The sequence below is a fragment of the Collinsella sp. AF37-9 genome, assembly GCF_003475115.1.
Classification (GTDB): Bacteria; Actinomycetota; Coriobacteriia; order Coriobacteriales; family Coriobacteriaceae; genus Collinsella.
On the sequence record NZ_QROQ01000037.1, the window covers coordinates 244 to 15,626 of the forward strand.

13 protein-coding genes and 1 tRNA gene are annotated in these 15,383 nt (G+C 59.1%); 13 read left to right on the forward strand and 1 reads right to left on the reverse strand.

From position 1 onward, the window contains the following. The 3 genes from DW024_RS10210 to DW024_RS09175 all read left to right on the forward strand — a co-directional run. The coding region (locus DW024_RS10210; protein WP_199576960.1) for a transposase at positions 1-260 on the forward strand (260 nt) is incomplete at its 5' end. Between the two features lie 216 nt (positions 261-476). Beyond that, complete coding sequence (locus DW024_RS09170) at positions 477-1,154, forward strand: copper homeostasis protein CutC (RefSeq protein WP_118065509.1); 678 nt, start codon at positions 477-479, stop codon at positions 1,152-1,154. A gap of 3 nt (positions 1,155-1,157) precedes the next feature. Beyond that, the gene (locus DW024_RS09175) at positions 1,158-1,955 is read left to right on the forward strand and encodes a DUF4931 domain-containing protein (RefSeq protein WP_118065507.1); all 798 of its coding nucleotides are present in this window, start codon (positions 1,158-1,160) and stop codon (positions 1,953-1,955) included. A 30-nt stretch (positions 1,956-1,985) separates the two neighbouring features. Here DW024_RS09175 and DW024_RS09180 read toward each other — a convergent pair whose 3' ends face one another. Continuing rightward, the gene (locus DW024_RS09180; RefSeq protein WP_118377539.1) at positions 1,986-2,984 is read right to left on the reverse strand and encodes a bile acid:sodium symporter family protein; all 999 of its coding nucleotides are present in this window, start codon (positions 2,982-2,984) and stop codon (positions 1,986-1,988) included. A 276-nt stretch (positions 2,985-3,260) separates the two neighbouring features. Between DW024_RS09180 and recJ the strand changes: the two genes are divergently transcribed. The 10 genes from recJ (at position 3,261) to DW024_RS09230 (ending at position 15,181) form a co-directional block, all read left to right on the forward strand. Then, positions 3,261-6,548 (forward strand): single-stranded-DNA-specific exonuclease RecJ, encoded by a 3,288-nt coding sequence (recJ, locus tag DW024_RS09185; protein WP_118377540.1) that lies wholly within the window; start codon positions 3,261-3,263, stop codon positions 6,546-6,548. Positions 6,549-6,563: 15 nt separating this feature from the next. Then, complete coding sequence (locus DW024_RS09190; protein ID WP_118377541.1) at positions 6,564-8,924, forward strand: bifunctional (p)ppGpp synthetase/guanosine-3',5'-bis(diphosphate) 3'-pyrophosphohydrolase; 2,361 nt, start codon at positions 6,564-6,566, stop codon at positions 8,922-8,924. Between the two features lie 84 nt (positions 8,925-9,008). Beyond that, entirely contained in the window at positions 9,009-9,692 is a 684-nt protein-coding gene (locus DW024_RS09195) for an MBL fold metallo-hydrolase (protein ID WP_118377542.1), read from the forward strand. A 195-nt stretch (positions 9,693-9,887) separates the two neighbouring features. Further along, positions 9,888-10,754 carry a class II fructose-1,6-bisphosphate aldolase gene (gene fba, locus DW024_RS09200; protein ID WP_118377543.1) on the forward strand — a complete coding sequence of 289 codons (867 nt, stop codon included), beginning with the start codon at positions 9,888-9,890 and terminating at the stop codon, positions 10,752-10,754. 355 nt (positions 10,755-11,109) lie between these two features. Further along, on the forward strand, positions 11,110-12,543 hold the full coding sequence (locus tag DW024_RS09205) for a transglutaminase-like domain-containing protein (RefSeq protein WP_118377544.1): 1,434 nt from the start codon (positions 11,110-11,112) through the stop codon (positions 12,541-12,543). 39 nt (positions 12,544-12,582) lie between these two features. Beyond that, positions 12,583-12,669: transfer RNA gene (locus tag DW024_RS09210), tRNA-Leu, on the forward strand. A 432-nt stretch (positions 12,670-13,101) separates the two neighbouring features. Beyond that, positions 13,102-13,671 carry a translation initiation factor IF-3 gene (infC, locus tag DW024_RS09215; protein ID WP_006234423.1) on the forward strand — a complete coding sequence of 190 codons (570 nt, stop codon included), beginning with the start codon at positions 13,102-13,104 and terminating at the stop codon, positions 13,669-13,671. A gap of 32 nt (positions 13,672-13,703) precedes the next feature. Then, entirely contained in the window at positions 13,704-13,895 is a 192-nt protein-coding gene (rpmI, locus tag DW024_RS09220) for a 50S ribosomal protein L35 (protein WP_006234422.1), read from the forward strand. A 46-nt stretch (positions 13,896-13,941) separates the two neighbouring features. Further along, entirely contained in the window at positions 13,942-14,301 is a 360-nt protein-coding gene (gene rplT / locus DW024_RS09225) for a 50S ribosomal protein L20 (protein WP_006234421.1), read from the forward strand. Between the two features lie 271 nt (positions 14,302-14,572). Continuing rightward, entirely contained in the window at positions 14,573-15,181 is a 609-nt protein-coding gene (locus DW024_RS09230; protein ID WP_117855272.1) for a helix-turn-helix transcriptional regulator, read from the forward strand. The last annotated feature ends 202 nt before the right edge of the window (positions 15,182-15,383 follow it).

Sequence of the window (15,383 nt, forward strand, 5' to 3'; positions counted from 1 at the left end):
GCGGCATAGCCCCGAGGGTGAGGAGCTCCGGAACGTCGGTGAGGTCGGTCAGGGCGTCCAGGCGCGGCGACGCGAGGCTCAAGTCCCTGCTGATCTTCTCGTGCAACAGCCTGGTGAGGTCCTCGGGGCGCTACGGCGAGTACTACCGGGCCTGCAGGGCGCGGGGCATGGGGCACGGGCGGGCGCTCAAGGCCGTCGCGAGGAAGCGGCTCAGGGCGATATACGCCGTGATGCGCGACCGGGTGCCCTACCGGGAGTAGCCCCGACGGTTGACAAAACTATAGGAACACCCAACGACTACTTCTATACAGCAAAAAGGGGTGCTGACCATTTCGGTCAGCACCCCTTTAAGTTGCGGTGAAATAGGGACTGAATACGGGCTCCAGAGGCCAAAACAGTCCCTATTCCACCGCAACTTCATGGGGATGTGTGACAATGCCCGTCGGAAAACATCTGCTGTCTTTGGGGGTCTATCTATGCTGTACGAGTTTTGTGCCGAGAACTTTGAGCGGGTGCCGGCGGCTATCGATGCCGGTGCAAGGCGTATTGAACTGTGCGACAACCTTGCCGTCGGTGGCACTACACCCTCGGCCGGTGTTATCAGCGCTACAGTCAGCTATGCTCACGAGCATGACGCGCGAGTGATGTGCATGATTCGCCCGCGTGGCGGTGACTTTCATTACAACCAAGACGAGCTGCGCATGATGGAGATGGACCTGGGCCTTGCCGTAAGCGCCGGCGTTGACGGCTTGGTCTTTGGCTGCTGCAAGCCCTGTGCCGGCGGCTGGGCGCTCGACGAGCTCACCCTTGGCGCCCTCGTTATGGCTACGGGTTGCGCGACCGAGGAGTGCAAGCGCGAGTCCCTTGACATCACCTTCCACATGGCATTTGACCAGCTTTCGCCCGAGGCTCAGCTCGATGCGATTGATACACTTGCCGACTGCGGCGTTACGCGCATCCTCACGCATGGCGGCGCGGCCGGTACGTCGATCGAGGATAATTTCGATCACCTGGCTCGTTTAATCGAGTATGCGGGCGATCGTTTGACCATCCTTCCCGGCGGCGGCATCACTACGGCAAATCGCGACGCGGTCGCAGCGGCGCTAGGCGTCTCCGAGCTCCATGGCACCAAGATCGTGCCGTTGGAGGTATAACCCGTGGCGCTGGTATTTGACGTTCAGCAGGCGAACGGTAAGCCCGACGATAATCGTCGCCCTGGCACCGCGTGCCCCTTTTGCGACACGGAGGGGCTCGCCAACATCATCGAGCGCGATGGTGACTGCATCTGGCTCGAGAATAAGTTCAAGACCTTGCGGGCCACCCGTCAGACCGTATTGATCGAGTCGGCCAATCACGACGCCGACCTGGCGACCTATGAACCGGATGAGCTGCATCATGTGATGCGGTTTGCCCTGGGCTGTTGGCAGCAGATGATCGATTCCCAACAGTACCTCAGCGTGCTCATGTACAAGAACAAAGGCCCGCTTTCGGGCGGCAGCCTCGTCCATCCTCACATGCAGATTGTGGGTTTTGAGCAGGAAGACGGCTATGCTTCGCTGACTTCCGCCAATTTCGAAGGCATCAATGTCTGGCGGCAGGGGAGAATCTCGGTCAACATCTCAACCGAGCCGATCATGGGATTCTTTGAGGTCAACGTCTCGGCTCCACAGGGAATCGCCGCCAGCGACGACGCCCGCGACCAAGCCGAAGCGGACCTGTTTGCCGATGCGATTCAGGTGGCCCTGCGCTATATCCTGCACGAACACCACGGCGGTCGCGCGGAGTCGTACAACTTGTTCTTCTACCACATGGACGGCCGGACCATTGCCAAGGCGTTGCCACGTTGGGTGGTATCGCCCTACTTCGTGGGCTATCGTCTGGCCCAGGTTAATGCCGAGACCACGCTCTATATCGATGCTGAGCGCCTACGCGCGCATCTGGAAACGCTCGTATAGCAAGGCGAGCGCCTGCGAAAAGTGTGCTGCCTAGCGTGCCATCGCGTCGCGCCCGGCCTTGACCCGCTTGCGCTGTTTGGCGCGCTCCTCGCCGGTCAGTCGCTCAAAGAGATGTCCGATAACCGAGGCGAGCACCTGCTGAAACAGCGTTCCGCACATGACGGGAAACACGACCTCGCCGGGAAAATACTGCGTGGCGATGACGGCGCCCGAAGAGATATTGCGCATGCCGCAGGTAAAGCACATGGTGGTCGTCTCGCTATACGGCAGGTGCAACGCGCGGGCGACCAGAATGCCGACGACAAAGCCGCTGATGGCGAAGGTCAAAATAAAGAGGGCGACTTCCAGGCGCACCGCATTCATGTGTAGCACGTACTCGCTCATGGCGGTGGAGTTGGAGGCGATGACACCCATCATCATAAACTTGCAGGCGGGCGAAAGCGCGGGGGAGAGTTTCTCGTGTCCCCATCCGCGCGTGAACTCGTTGATCACGATGCCGAGCACGGCGGGGATGGCGATCATAAAGGCCATGTTCTGCATCATGCCCGTAACATCGATTGCAACGGTGGCACCCAGCAGGAGCTTAAGCGTGAGCGGAATCGTGACGGGCGAGATGACCGAGGACGTCAGGATGATGGTGAGCGCGAGCGGGCCGTTGCCGCCGAACATGCTGATCCACATAAAGGCGGTGACTGCCACGGGTACGCTGTACTCGAGCACGATGCCGCAGACAAGGTTTGGGTTGGAACCAAAGAACAGTGAGCCCATGGCATACGCCGCGATGGGGATGAGCACGGCCGAGACAAATAACGCCAAAATCAAATGTAGGGGACGGCGGAACACCTCGGCCACCTGGTGAAAGGTGTTGCTGAGCGCACCCTGAAACGTCATAAAGGCAAACAAGGCGGGAACGATGGGCTTGAGCACGCCGATCTGCTGGGGAAAGAGCACGCCGAGCGTCACGCAAATCGGAACGATGACCTGCATGTGCCCCGCGAGAAACTTGCCCAGTCCAACCCATTTCTTCATATGCTCTTGTGACTCCCTTTGCTCGTGAATTCGTTTTGAATGGATATGCTAGACGCTTGCATGCGTCCGTGCGTCAGAAACGCTCGATTATTTCGAGGGTATTACCGGCATCGTTTACCGAAACCGCGGCGTGCTGCGGCGATTTGCGTCTGCTCTGCACGGTATAATAAATCCGTTCAACAGATCTGCCTGCCGAAGCGGGCATACACAGAGGACTCATCGCTATGAACCGTGAGAGGTATCGCGGCGACCTGCCCCTATCGGGGGTGGGCGCCTATGTCATCGCTTAAGACGACGCATCGCTGGGCGGTCGCTCGGCAAAACCCCGAGCTCGAAAAGGAGCTTTCGGCTGGCTTGGGCATACCCGGGCTGGTGGCGCGCATTATGGTCGCGCACGGCATTACATCCATCGAAGAAGGCCAACTGTTTTTGACGCCTTCGCTCGATCGCGACTGGGCGGACCCGCTCGTTATTCCGGGCATGGCGGTCGTCGCCGACCGCGTTGAGCGTGCTATTCACAGCCACGAGCGCATCGCCGTCTTTGGCGATTTTGACGTCGACGGCATTACGTCGACTTGTCTGTTGACCGAGGCGCTACGTTCGTTTGGCGCCAACGTCACGCCGTTTATCCCGCATCGCTTTGACGAGGGCTACGGCCTGTCGCGTGCGGCGCTCGACCGCGTCAACGAGCTCGCCCAACCCAACCTGATTGTGACCGTCGATAACGGTATTGCCGCCAAGGAAGAGGTTTCCTATCTGGAGAGCCTGGGGATCGATTTGGTGGTCACGGACCATCACGAGCCCTCCGACCAGGTGCCGCAGGGCGTGCCCTTGACCGACCCCAAGCTCGAGGACGAGGGTCCCTCGCGTGAGCTTGCCGGTGCCGGCGTGGCACTCAAGCTGGTGCAGGTTCTGGGCGAGCGTTTGGGCAAGCCGTCGTATTGGCGTTCGCTGATAGAGGTCGCGGCGCTGGGCACCGTGTCCGACATGATGCCGCTCACGCCCGAGAACCGCGCGTTGGTCGCCGAGGGCATCCAGCAGATGCGCGTGACGGCTCGTCCCGGCTACATCGCGCTGGCAGCGCTCGCCAAGGCCGACCTCTCTAGCATTACGGCCGATGGCCTGTCGTTTTCGCTCATTCCCCGCTTGAACGCCGCCGGTCGCATGGCCGATCCCAAGCTGGCGCTCGACCTGCTGCTTGCCCGCGATCCTATCGAGGCAAGCGCGCTGGCGGCCGAGCTCGAGGAGATCAACCGTCAGCGCCGCGAGATCGAAGCGGAGCTCACACGCGACGCCATGGCAAAGGTCGAGGAGACTTATGATGGCGGTCGCGCAATCGTCGTGGGTGGCGAGGGCTGGCACGAGGGCGTCAAGGGTATCGTAGCGAGCCGTCTGACCAACCGTTATCACGTGCCGGCGCTGCTCTTTTCGATCGAGGACGGCGTTGCACGCGGATCGGGCCGCTCGGTGGGCAAGGTCAACCTGTTCGATGCCGTAGAGCGCTGCTCGGATCTGCTGATTCGCCGCGGCGGGCATGCGGGTGCGGTGGGCGTGACCATCGAGGCGTCCAAGCTCGACGAGTTCCGTCGTCGCCTTTCGGCCGTGCTATCGGAGCTTCCCGCCGATGACTTTGAGGACACTGACGAGGTTGCCGCCACCGTTGACCTCTCCGAGCTAAATATCGAGACTATCGAGCAGATTTCTCGTCTTGAGCCGTTTGGCCAGGGCAATAAGGTGCCGCTGTTGGCGGCCGAGGGCGTGACGATGTGCGATCGCGCCGTGGTGGGCAAAACCGGCGAGCACATGCGCTTTGTGGCGACTGATGGCGCCGCGAGTGTGTCGGCCATCATGTTCCGCGTGCCGCAGATCGATAGGCTCATCAATTGCGACAGCGCCGTCGACTTGGTATTCGAGGCCGTGGCCGAGCATTGGCAGGGACGCGTGAAGCCCAAGCTCATGATCAAAGATGTCTTGGTGCGCGATACCGCGGCGTCCAATATCGACGATCCGGCATGCGAGCTTCGCCGCGGCGTGCAGCCGGCGGATTCTGGCCTGCGCCTGGAGTCGCGTAAACGCGAGACGCTCGCCCAGCTTTCTTATACCGAGCTCACGCGCTCGCTTATCCATAGCTTTATCGGCTCGAACCAGCCGCACCGCGCGCAGGTCGAAGCGCTCGATGCCCTGGCCGATCACCAAAGTGTTCTGGCCGTTATGGGAACGGGGCGCGGAAAGTCTCTTATCTTCCATGTGCACGCCGCGCGCGAGGCGGTCCTTCGCGGGCGTGCGAGTATCTTTGTCTATCCGCTGCGTGCGCTCGTTGCCGACCAGGCCTATCACCTCTCGTCGACGATGGCTGCGCTCGGCATTGGCGTAGGCGTGCTGACCGGCGAGACCGTGGAGGCGGCGCGCGATGACGTGTTTGCCGGCTTGGCTTCGGGCCGCACCGGCATCGTGCTCACGACGCCTGAGTTCCTGTCTATTCACCGCGACCGCTTTGCTCGCTCGGGTCGTATCGGGTTTGTCGTTATCGACGAGGCGCATCATGCCGGTCTTGCCAAGGGCGGCGACCGTAGCGCATACCTCGACATGCCCGATATCCTCAAGGCCCTGGGCGATCCGGTCGTTATGGCGGCGACGGCCACCGCGACGGCTCCGGTCGTGGCGGAGCTTGCCCGCGTGTTGCCGATTACCCGTACGGTGGTCGACGAGACCGTGCGCGAGAACTTGCAGCTCGAGGACGACCGCGATCTTGCGAGCCGCGAAAATCGCCTGGTGTCGATTGTGGCGACGGGGGAGAAGACCGTCATTTACGTCAACTCGCGCGACCAGTCCGTGGCGCTTGCCAAGACGTTGCGCAAGCGCGTACCAGACTGTGCGACCCATATCGCGTTCTATAACGCCGGGCTTGCGCGCTCCGATCGCCGCCGCGTCGAAGAGGCGTTTCGAGATGGCAGCCTCAGTTGCATCGTTTCGACATCTGCCTTTGGTGAGGGCGTGAACCTGCCCGATATCCGCCATGTCGTGCTCTACCACATGCCGTTTGGCGGCATTGAGTTTAACCAGATGAGCGGCCGCGCCGGTCGCGATGGCCAGCCCGCCGTGATCCATCTGCTCTATTCGTCGCGCGATGCCCGCATTAACGAGCGCCTACTCGACTGCTATGCGCCCGAGCGCGACGAGCTCGTCACGCTCTATCGCGCGCTGCAAACCATGTGGCGCTCCAACCGCGGCAAGACCGGGGACGATTCCTTTAGCGCGAGCGATATCGACATCGCGCAGATGTGCCTTGCCATCGATGCTCGCACGCCGGTCGACGAGCGCTCGGTGGAGAGTGGCCTGGGAATCTTCGAAGAGCTTGGTTTCTGTCGCGTTTCGGGGTTTGACGACACCCGTCGCATCGCGATGGCCGAAAACCCCGGCCGTGTGCAATTGAGCAGGTCAATTCGCTATTTGGAGGGGTTGCGTTCGCGCATGGAGTTCTCGGCTTTCCGGAGTTGGGCGCTCGATTCGTGCGCTTCTGATATGCTAGCCAAAGTTAACCGCCCGATCGTACCGCGGGCCTAGGGGAAGGGGACCTCGATGGATGCCGCAGCCCGTACCGCCCATGATTCCACCCTCCAGCCGTTCTCGGAGATGGAGCACTATAAGCATGCCGATGAGCTGCCGCCCGAGATTATGGCGGACAGCTACGACAAGCTGGAGCGCCTGTGCCTCAAATATATGAATGAGGACGACTTTTCTAAGGTGGAGCAGGCCTATTGCTTTGCTGCCGAGAAGCACTGCAACCAAAAGCGCCGCTCGGGTGAGATGTACATCAACCATCCCGTCGAGGTGGCCATCATTTTGGCCGATCTCAAGATGGACTGCGATGTGGTGTGCGCCGCGCTGCTGCACGATACCGTCGAGGATACCGAGACCTCGCTTGCTGATGTTTCCGGCCTGTTTGGCGATACGGTGGCCGAGCTCGTCGATGGCGTGACCAAGCTCACCAACATCGAAGTCGACAGCATGGACGAGAAACAGGCGCTCACGCTGCGCAAGATGTTCCTCGCCATGTCCAAGGACATCCGCGTTATCATCGTCAAACTCGCCGACCGCCTGCATAATATGCGCACGCTCGCCGCCCTGCGCGAGGACCGTCGCCTGTTTAAGGCACGCGAGACTATGGACGTGTACGCGCCCCTGGCCGACCGTCTGGGCATGAGCTCCATTAAATGGGAACTCGAGGACCTGTCCTTCTTCTACCTTGAACCCGACGCCTACCAGCGCATCGCACGCATGGTGGCGGAGTCGCGCGAGGTCCGTGAGCGCTATCTGGCCGAGACCATCAAGACGCTCACCGACGAGCTCAACCGCATTGGCCTGGAGGACTTCCAGATCAACGGCCGTTCCAAGCACTATTGGTCCATCTACCAAAAGATGAAGCGCAAGGGCAAGGAATTCTCCGAGATCTACGACCTGGTGGCACTGCGCGTCATCACGCATTCGGTGCGCGATTGCTACTCCACGCTCGGCGCGGTGCATACGCTGTGGCACCCCATGCCCGGGCGCTTTAAAGACTATATTGCCATGCCCAAGGTCAATAACTACCAGTCGCTCCATACGACGGTTATCGGCCCCACGGCTCGTCCGCTCGAGATTCAGATTCGTACCTACGAGATGCACGAGCAGGCCGAGTACGGTATTGCCGCCCACTGGCTCTATAAGAAGTCGGGCGGATCGTCTGCGTCTAAGACCAATGATGCCCAGCGTCTGGACGACCAGATTAACTGGCTCAAGCATTCGCTCGATTGGGCGGCGTCTGACGAAATCACCGATGCCAAGGAATACCTGCACTCGCTGAAGGTCGACTTGTTTGACCAGGAGATTTTTGTCTTTACGCCCAAGGGCGAGGTCATGGCGCTTCGTGCCGGCTCTACACCGCTCGACTTTGCCTACGCCGTCCATACCGAGGTCGGCAACCACTGCGTCGGTGCCAAGATCAACGGTGCGGTGGCGCCGCTTACGCACGAGATCAAGACGGGTGACCGTGTCGAGATTTTGACCAACAAGAGCTCTAAGCCGTCGCGCGATTGGCTCAAGATCGTCAAGACACCTTCGGCCAAGTCAAAGATTCGCCGTTACTTCGCCGCCGCGACCAAAGACGATGACGCTGCTGCCGGCCGCGATATACTGGCCAAGGACCTGCGCAAGCGCGGGTATGGCATCTCTACGCCGCGCTCGACGCGTGCGCTCAACGCCGTGGCGGAGCAGTTTAACTACAAGCAGCTCGAGGACCTGTTTGCCGCCGTTGGTGCGGGTAAAGTCGCCCCGCGTGCCGTGGGCAACAAAGTCGAGCAGATTTTGGACCCCAAGCCTGAGGAGCAGCTCACCAAGGCCGAGGCCATTGCCGAGGTCGTGAAGCAGCCTGCGCGCGGATCAAACCGCAAGCCGCAAAAGCGCGGCAAGAGCGCCAGCAACGGTATCATCGTCAAAGGCGAGAGCAACAGCGGCCTGCTGGTCCGTCTGGCGCATTGCTGCAATCCGGTGACGGGCGACGACATCGTCGGTTTCATCACGCGCGGTCGCGGCGTTTCGGTTCATCGCGCCAACTGCCCCAACGTCAAGGGTCTTATGGAGCATCCCGAGCGCATGATCGAAGTGGAGTGGGACGGCGCTGCCGACACCCTCTTCCAGGTCGAGATCGTGGTCGAGTGCCTGGATCGTATGGGCTTGCTCAAGGACGTCACCATCGCCATTGGCGATGCGGGCGGCAATATCCTTTCTGCCGCCACGTCGACCAACCGCGAGGGTATTGCAACCCTGCGCTTTATGGTCGAGATTTCGGACGCGAGTGGTCTGGATCCGCTGCTGGCCTCCATCAGCAGCGTTGACTCGGTCTACGACGCGCGCCGCCTGATGCCCGGCGAGGGTGGAGCCCAGCTTAAGCGCCGCGTTTAGTCGCGACGAACGTGCCACATTATCGATATTCGCTACACTCGAGGTATCGTTTGATGCCTCGAGTTCTATAGAGAGGAGGGGGACATGAGTGCTGTGTCCTTGGATTTAACTCCCAAGGGATCGGTCGAGATTGAGACGCTCGTAAACGGTCCCATTCAGACCAATAGCTATGCTGTTATTTCGGACAATGAGTGCGTGATTATCGACCCTGCGTGGGAAGGCGAGCGCCTGGTGGAGCATATTCGAGCCGAGCATCCCGGCGTACGCGTGCTTGGCGCCGTATGCACTCATGGCCATGCCGATCATGTTGGTGGTGTTGCCGGCGTGCGAACCACCGTTGGCGAGGGCTGCCGGTATGAGCTGTGCGCTAAGGATGTGGCGGTGCCGCATGCGAACATCGAGGAACAGCGAGCTATGTGGGGCATTGAGACGCCCGACCCCGGGGAGCCGACGCGCCTGCTCGCCGAGGGCGATGCTATCGAGGTGGGCGATATCTGCCTGCAGGTGATCGAGACACCAGGGCATACGCCGGGCGGGATCGTCTTGTTCGCCGCCACCGAGCAGGGGAACATTGCCTTTGTGGGCGACACGCTATTCCCGGGCAGCCACGGCCGCACCGATCTTGCCGGTGGCGACGAGGCGGCGATTCTGCGCTCGCTCTCCAAGCTCGCCCGGCTTCTCCCGCCCGATACCGTTTGCCTAACCGGCCATGGCGATTCGACCACCATGGCGCGCGAACTCATGCAGAACCCGTTCATGCAGGTATAGCTTGATAGTCGGCTTTTAAAGCACGAGAAGCGTCCAAACGTCAAGCTATTTTTCCCCAACGGGTCGATTCCGTAGGGCAAACGGTCAAAAAAAGTCTGTTTGGACGATATTCGTGAACAAACGAACGTTTATGCCCGGGTGCGCCGTGGTAAAATCTCAGGCGTTATCGGAGCAACCTTACAGGAGGTTTCTTTTATGCTCGTCAACGCAGCAGACATGCTCAAGAAGGCCGAGGCCGGCAAGTACGGTCTCGGTGCCTTCAACACTAACAACCTCGAGTGGACCCTGGCTATTCTCCAGGCCGCCGAGGAGGCCAAGTCTCCGCTGATCCTTCAGTGCACCGCTGGTGCCGCTAAGTGGATGGGCGGTTTCAAGGTCTGCGCCGACATGGTCAAGGCTGCCGTCGAGGCCACGGGCGTTACCGTTCCCGTCGCCCTTCACCTCGATCACGGTTCTTACGAGGACTGCTTCAAGTGCATCGAGGCCGGCTTCACGTCCATCATGTATGACGGCTCTCACGAGGAGACCTTCCAGCTTAACCTCGACCGCACCAAGGAGCTCGTTGAGCTTGCCCACTCCAAGGGCATGTCCATCGAGGCCGAGGTCGGCGGCATCGGCGGCACCGAGGACGGCGTGACCTCCAGCGGCGAGCTCGCTGATCCTGCTGAGTGCAAGCAGATCGCTGACCTGGGCGTCGACTTCCTCGCCTGCGGCATCGGCAACATCCACGGCGTGTATCCCGCCGACTGGGCTGGCCTTTCCTTCGAGCGCCTGGGCGAGATCAAGGCCCAGACCGGCGACCTGCCCCTCGTCCTGCACGGTGGCACCGGCATCCCCGAGGATCAGATCACGAAGGCCATTTCCCTGGGCATCTCCAAGATCAACGTCAACACCGACCTGCAGCTCGTCTTCGCCAAGGGCGTCCGCGAGTACATCGAGGCTGGCAAGGATCAGCAGGGCAAGGGCTTTGATCCCCGCAAGCTCCTCAAGCCTGGTCGCGACAACATCGTCGCCCGCACCAAGGAGCTCATGGAGGAGTTTGGCTCCGTCAACAAGGCGTAAGTAGCGGTTTAACTTCCCGCCGGAGGCCCCGTTTCCCCTACGCTGTTTCCCTCGCGCTCACCTGGCTTCGCCAGAAGTCGCGCGACGGAATCAGCTCCGGGGAAACGGGGCCTCCTTCGTTAACTCGCTACAGGGTTACTGGGCTGAATTAAGATGGCTACTGGCTTTGCCAGAAGTCGCGCGACGGAAACAGCTCCGGGGAAACGGGGCCTCCTTTGTTAACTTGCTACAGGGTTACTGGTCTGATTTTAGTTATATGGTTACCGTTCAGCGGTGTTGATGGCTCCCTTGTTGGGGCTTTCTTTTTATCTCGCTACAATGGGCTTCAAGCGTTCTAGTGACTTGGAGTTTTGGTATGGCTGTTATTAATGTACTGCCTTCGGATGGGAAGGTTATTGACGAGGGTCCTGTTGGCTGCTCTGTTGATGTTTGCAGTGATGATTTTCGCCATCTCGATATTGGGCTACCGCCTGAGATTCTTCGTCTTAAGGATGCCGGGTATTTGATGCAGGCTGTTGCTGCCTGCGATCGCCTTCTGGAGCAGAACCCCGAGCCTTCGCTGGCTGCTTGTGTTCGTGCCGAGCGGTATCGCATGCTCGAGACGCCGCTTCATTTTTCGGTGTCGCGCGATCAGGCTATTGCGATGATTCGCGAGGAGTGGCCAGAGTTTACCGAAGAGCAGTTTGATGACCTGATTAATCGTAAGCGTATTGACTGGCGCTTTATCGATGGCGAACTGTTCGTTCTCGACAACTTCCTCGATTCGCTTCGCGTATATCCCAAAGAGGTTCCCGGCATGCGGCCCGATTCTACGGGCGGAATAGCACTGCGCAACGAGATGCTCAAGGAGATGGAGTCACAAAACGGATTGGCTCGCGTCATTACGCTTAAAGCGTCCGTGTCTGTCCCCGGTGCTCTAGATGGAGAGACTGTTCGCGCGTGGCTACCCGTTGCCGCCGCCTGTCGTCAACAGTCTCATATCGAGGTTCTCGATATGACGCCGGAGGGTGCTGTTGCCCCCGCGAATGCTTCGGCGCGTACCGCCTCGTGGTCTTCTTCGAGTGAGCGCTCATTCTCGGTGACCTATCGCTATCACATCGATTCCGCCTATTGCGATATCTATGGTGGCGCGCTCCCATCGCATGCGTGCATGGACACGCCGCTGCCTGAGGACACTTCCGAGGACCGTCCGCACATTGTGTTTACGCCGTACCTGCGACAGTCGACGGAGCGTGTTATTGACGGGCTCGATGATCCGCTCGATCGTGCTCGTGCTATCTATGATTACCTGACACAGCATGTCGACTATCGCTATCAGCCACCGTACCTGCTTTTGGGATCTATTGCCGATGACTGTGCGCACTCGCTCCGCGGCGATTGCGGCATTATGGCGCTCACGTTTATCACCATGTGCCGCATCGCGGGCGTTCCTGCCCGTTGGCAGAGCGGCCTGTATGTTGCGCCCGATTCGGTGGGGCCGCACGATTGGGCTGAGTTCTATACTCCACAGACCGGTTGGCTTAACGCCGACGTATCGTTTGGTTCCTCGGCACGCAGGATGGGGGAGGAGTGGCGCCGCCGTCACTACTTTGGCAATCTCGACCCGTGGCGTATGGTGGCCAACAATCGATTCCAGGCAGAGTTTGAGCCCTCTTTCGACGGCATGCGCGAGGACCCTTACGATAACCAGATGGGTGAGGCTTCGGTCGGCGGTCGCGGATGCCGTCAGCGTGAGATGCTCCGCACGGTCGAACTCATCGAAATGCTCGAAGTTCCATTTTCGGACTAATCGGTAGAAAGCTGTGATAAACTAACTCACGCATTACGTGCCCGAGTGGCGGAATTGGCAGACGCAGTGGACTCAAAATCCACCGTTGGCAACAACGTGCGAGTTCGAGTCTCGCCTCGGGCACCATACATGCAAGTGAGCGTTCGAGGGGGTCAAGGCCCCCTTTTTCGTGCCGAACTCGCGTGAGCGCGCGGAGCGTTAGGCAAACAGGCCTGTGGCCTGTTTGTAGCGGAGCGGGGCGAGGGCGCCGTGCGCCCGAAGCCCGGGGCTTCGCGAAGCGAAGGCCCTTCGAGTCTCGCCTCGGGCACCATACATGCAAGTGAGCGTTCAAGGGGGTTGCGGCCCCCTTTTTCGTGTACGTAATGTGATAACGCGCTGCGCGTGTTATTATCCACAAGGCGTTGTTACCGCAATGCCCTAAAGAGGAACCCGAGGGTTCCCACCTTTTGGCGCCAATGAGCAGCTGACTGGTCATACAACTTAGATTCACTTCCTCAAATCGAGGATGTCTATGTGTACGACCTGGTTGCTGAGAAGCGCCGGGTTATTTTTTTATGAATGGAGGTAGGGAAAATAGCTAAGTCTGATGACACCCGCATCAACGACGAGATCACTGCATCTTCGTGCCGTTTGATTGGCGTCGATGGCTCTCAGCTCGGCCTGTTCGCCATCCGCGATGCCCAGCGCGTCGCCGACGATCAGGGTCTCGACCTGGTCGAGATCGCTCCCAACGCGGAGCCGCCGGTCTGCAAGGTCATGGACTACGGTAAGTTCAAGTACCAGCAGGCCATGAAGGCCAAGGCTGCTCGTAAGAACCAGTCCAAGGTCGAGGTCAAGGAAATGAAGTTCCGACCCAAGATTGACGTTGGCGACTACGAGACCAAGAAGGGCCACGTTCTGCGTTTCCTCAAGAAGGGCGCACGCGTTAAGATCACCATCATGTTCCGCGGCCGTGAGATGGCTCACCCGGAGCAGGGCCTTAACGTTCTCGAGCGTCTCGCCGAGGATCTCAAGCCTTACGCTACGGTCGAGTCCAAGCCTAAGATGGAAGGCCGTAACATGCTTATGCTGCTCGCCCCGATTAAGGGCGCCTTCGATGAGGATAAAGCGGCAAGCGATACCAAGTAACTAGTGTTCTGTAACCGATTAAGGAGTATTTCATGCCTAAGATGAAGTCCCACAGCGGCACCAAGAAGCGTTTCCGCAAGACTGGTACCGGCAAGCTTATGCGCGCCAAGGCTTTCAAGAGCCACATCCTGAGCAAGAAGTCCACCAAGCGTAAGCGTGGCTTCCGTCAGGAGACCGAGATCGCCGCTGCCGACCGCAAGGTCATCAAGTCGCGTCTCGCCTAAGTTCGCGTTCCCGTTTTTCGTTTTACCGTCTAGGAGTTGATAGAACATGGCACGTATTAAGCGCGCTGTTGCCGCCAAGAAGAAGCGCCGTACCGTTATGCACCGTGCGAAGGGTTACTACGGTGCCGCTTCGCGTACTTACAAGCATGCTAAAGAGCAGGTCCAGCACTCCCTGCAGTATCAGTATCGTGATCGCCGCAACAAGAAGCGCGAGATCCGTTCTCTCTGGATCACTCGTATCAACGCTGCTGCTCGCCTGAACGACATCTCTTACTCTCAGTTCATGCACGGCTTGAAGGTTGCCGGCATCGAGCTCGACCGCAAGGTCCTGGCTCAGATGGCTTACGAGGACATCGAGTCCTTCAACGAGCTGGCTACCATCGCCAAGAAGGCTCTCGAGGCTTAATTGCTTCTTGCATCTTAAAGGGGCGCTTCCAATCCGGAAGCGCCCCTTTTTGATTGATTAGGGATGTGATCGATTTGGGACGTAGCCAAACCGATCAATTCGATAGCGTCCGAGTTGCAAGAAAGAGCAGGTAGCGTATGGTCAAAGATTTTTGACACTCTAATCTGCGCTCAGCCATCCGTATGGGTTTGATTTTGGGATTACGCTTTGCTTGCCGGCTTCTGTTGTGTAGCCGCCCAATAAGAGTTGAAATGCATTCGAAGGGAACGCCATGCAGCTGCCAAAACGCCTTAAACAGTATCGACTCGATGCTGGTTTGTCCCAGGAGGATCTTGCAAGGCGCATTTTTGTAACACGTCAGACCATCAGTAATTGGGAGCGCGGTAAAACGTACCCCGACATCCAGAGTCTCCTACTGCTGTCTGAACAACTGGATGTAACGATTGACGAGCTTGTTAAAGGCGACATTTCAATAATTAGAGAAAGGGTTGAACGCGATAGGGGCACGCTCTATCGCTTGGGTGCGGGGATGTTGGCTGGGCTTCTTGCGTTTACCGTCTCTATGGCCTGGCTCATGTGGCAACAAAACCACGGGTGGGGGATGGTCCAGTGCGTTCCGACGATGGTGTTGGCAGGCGTCTTTGGTGCTGGCGCAATGTGCTGCGCGCTTGCAGCGGAACATATCAAGAAGAAGAATGATTTGGTGACGTATCAAGAGATATCCGACTTCTTGGACGGAAAGAAGGCGGACAGCGAAGAGACGAGGACGGGCTGGGCTTATGAGCATCCACAGCTTGCGAATGCCATCAAGTTTGCCGCAGCGGCTCTTATTGGACTAATCGTTTTTGAACTCATTAACGCTGCTATGTCCCATTTCTAATGGGTATACAGCCATTAATGCGGCCGAAGCTTAACCGTTGGAAAACCGAAGGGCCGCTCTAATAGGGGAGCCGCGGCCCTGTTCTTTCTAGGCTCTCACAGAGAGGGCCCCATCCTCATTTGTGTAGGAAATGTGTGCACCCAGATTCCCGCCCACGGCGCCCCTCCGGTCTGGCAATATATCTCCTTGCCGCGCGGCCCGG

Coding starts and splice junctions, on each gene's coding strand:
- fba (WP_118377543.1), top strand. CDS start 9,888: ATGCTCGTCAACGCAGCAGACATGCTCAAGAAGGCCGAGGCCGGCAAG.
- DW024_RS09195 (WP_118377542.1), top strand. CDS start 9,009: ATGAGTGCTGTGTCCTTGGATTTAACTCCCAAGGGATCGGTCGAGATT.
- DW024_RS09170 (WP_118065509.1), top strand. CDS start 477: ATGCTGTACGAGTTTTGTGCCGAGAACTTTGAGCGGGTGCCGGCGGCT.
- DW024_RS09180 (WP_118377539.1), bottom strand. CDS start 2,984: ATGAAGAAATGGGTTGGACTGGGCAAGTTTCTCGCGGGGCACATGCAG.
- DW024_RS09205 (WP_118377544.1), top strand. CDS start 11,110: ATGGCTGTTATTAATGTACTGCCTTCGGATGGGAAGGTTATTGACGAG.
- infC (WP_006234423.1), top strand. CDS start 13,102: ATGGAGGTAGGGAAAATAGCTAAGTCTGATGACACCCGCATCAACGAC.
- rpmI (WP_006234422.1), top strand. CDS start 13,704: ATGCCTAAGATGAAGTCCCACAGCGGCACCAAGAAGCGTTTCCGCAAG.
- recJ (WP_118377540.1), top strand. CDS start 3,261: ATGTCATCGCTTAAGACGACGCATCGCTGGGCGGTCGCTCGGCAAAAC.
- rplT (WP_006234421.1), top strand. CDS start 13,942: ATGGCACGTATTAAGCGCGCTGTTGCCGCCAAGAAGAAGCGCCGTACC.
- DW024_RS09230 (WP_117855272.1), top strand. CDS start 14,573: ATGCAGCTGCCAAAACGCCTTAAACAGTATCGACTCGATGCTGGTTTG.
- DW024_RS09190 (WP_118377541.1), top strand. CDS start 6,564: ATGGATGCCGCAGCCCGTACCGCCCATGATTCCACCCTCCAGCCGTTC.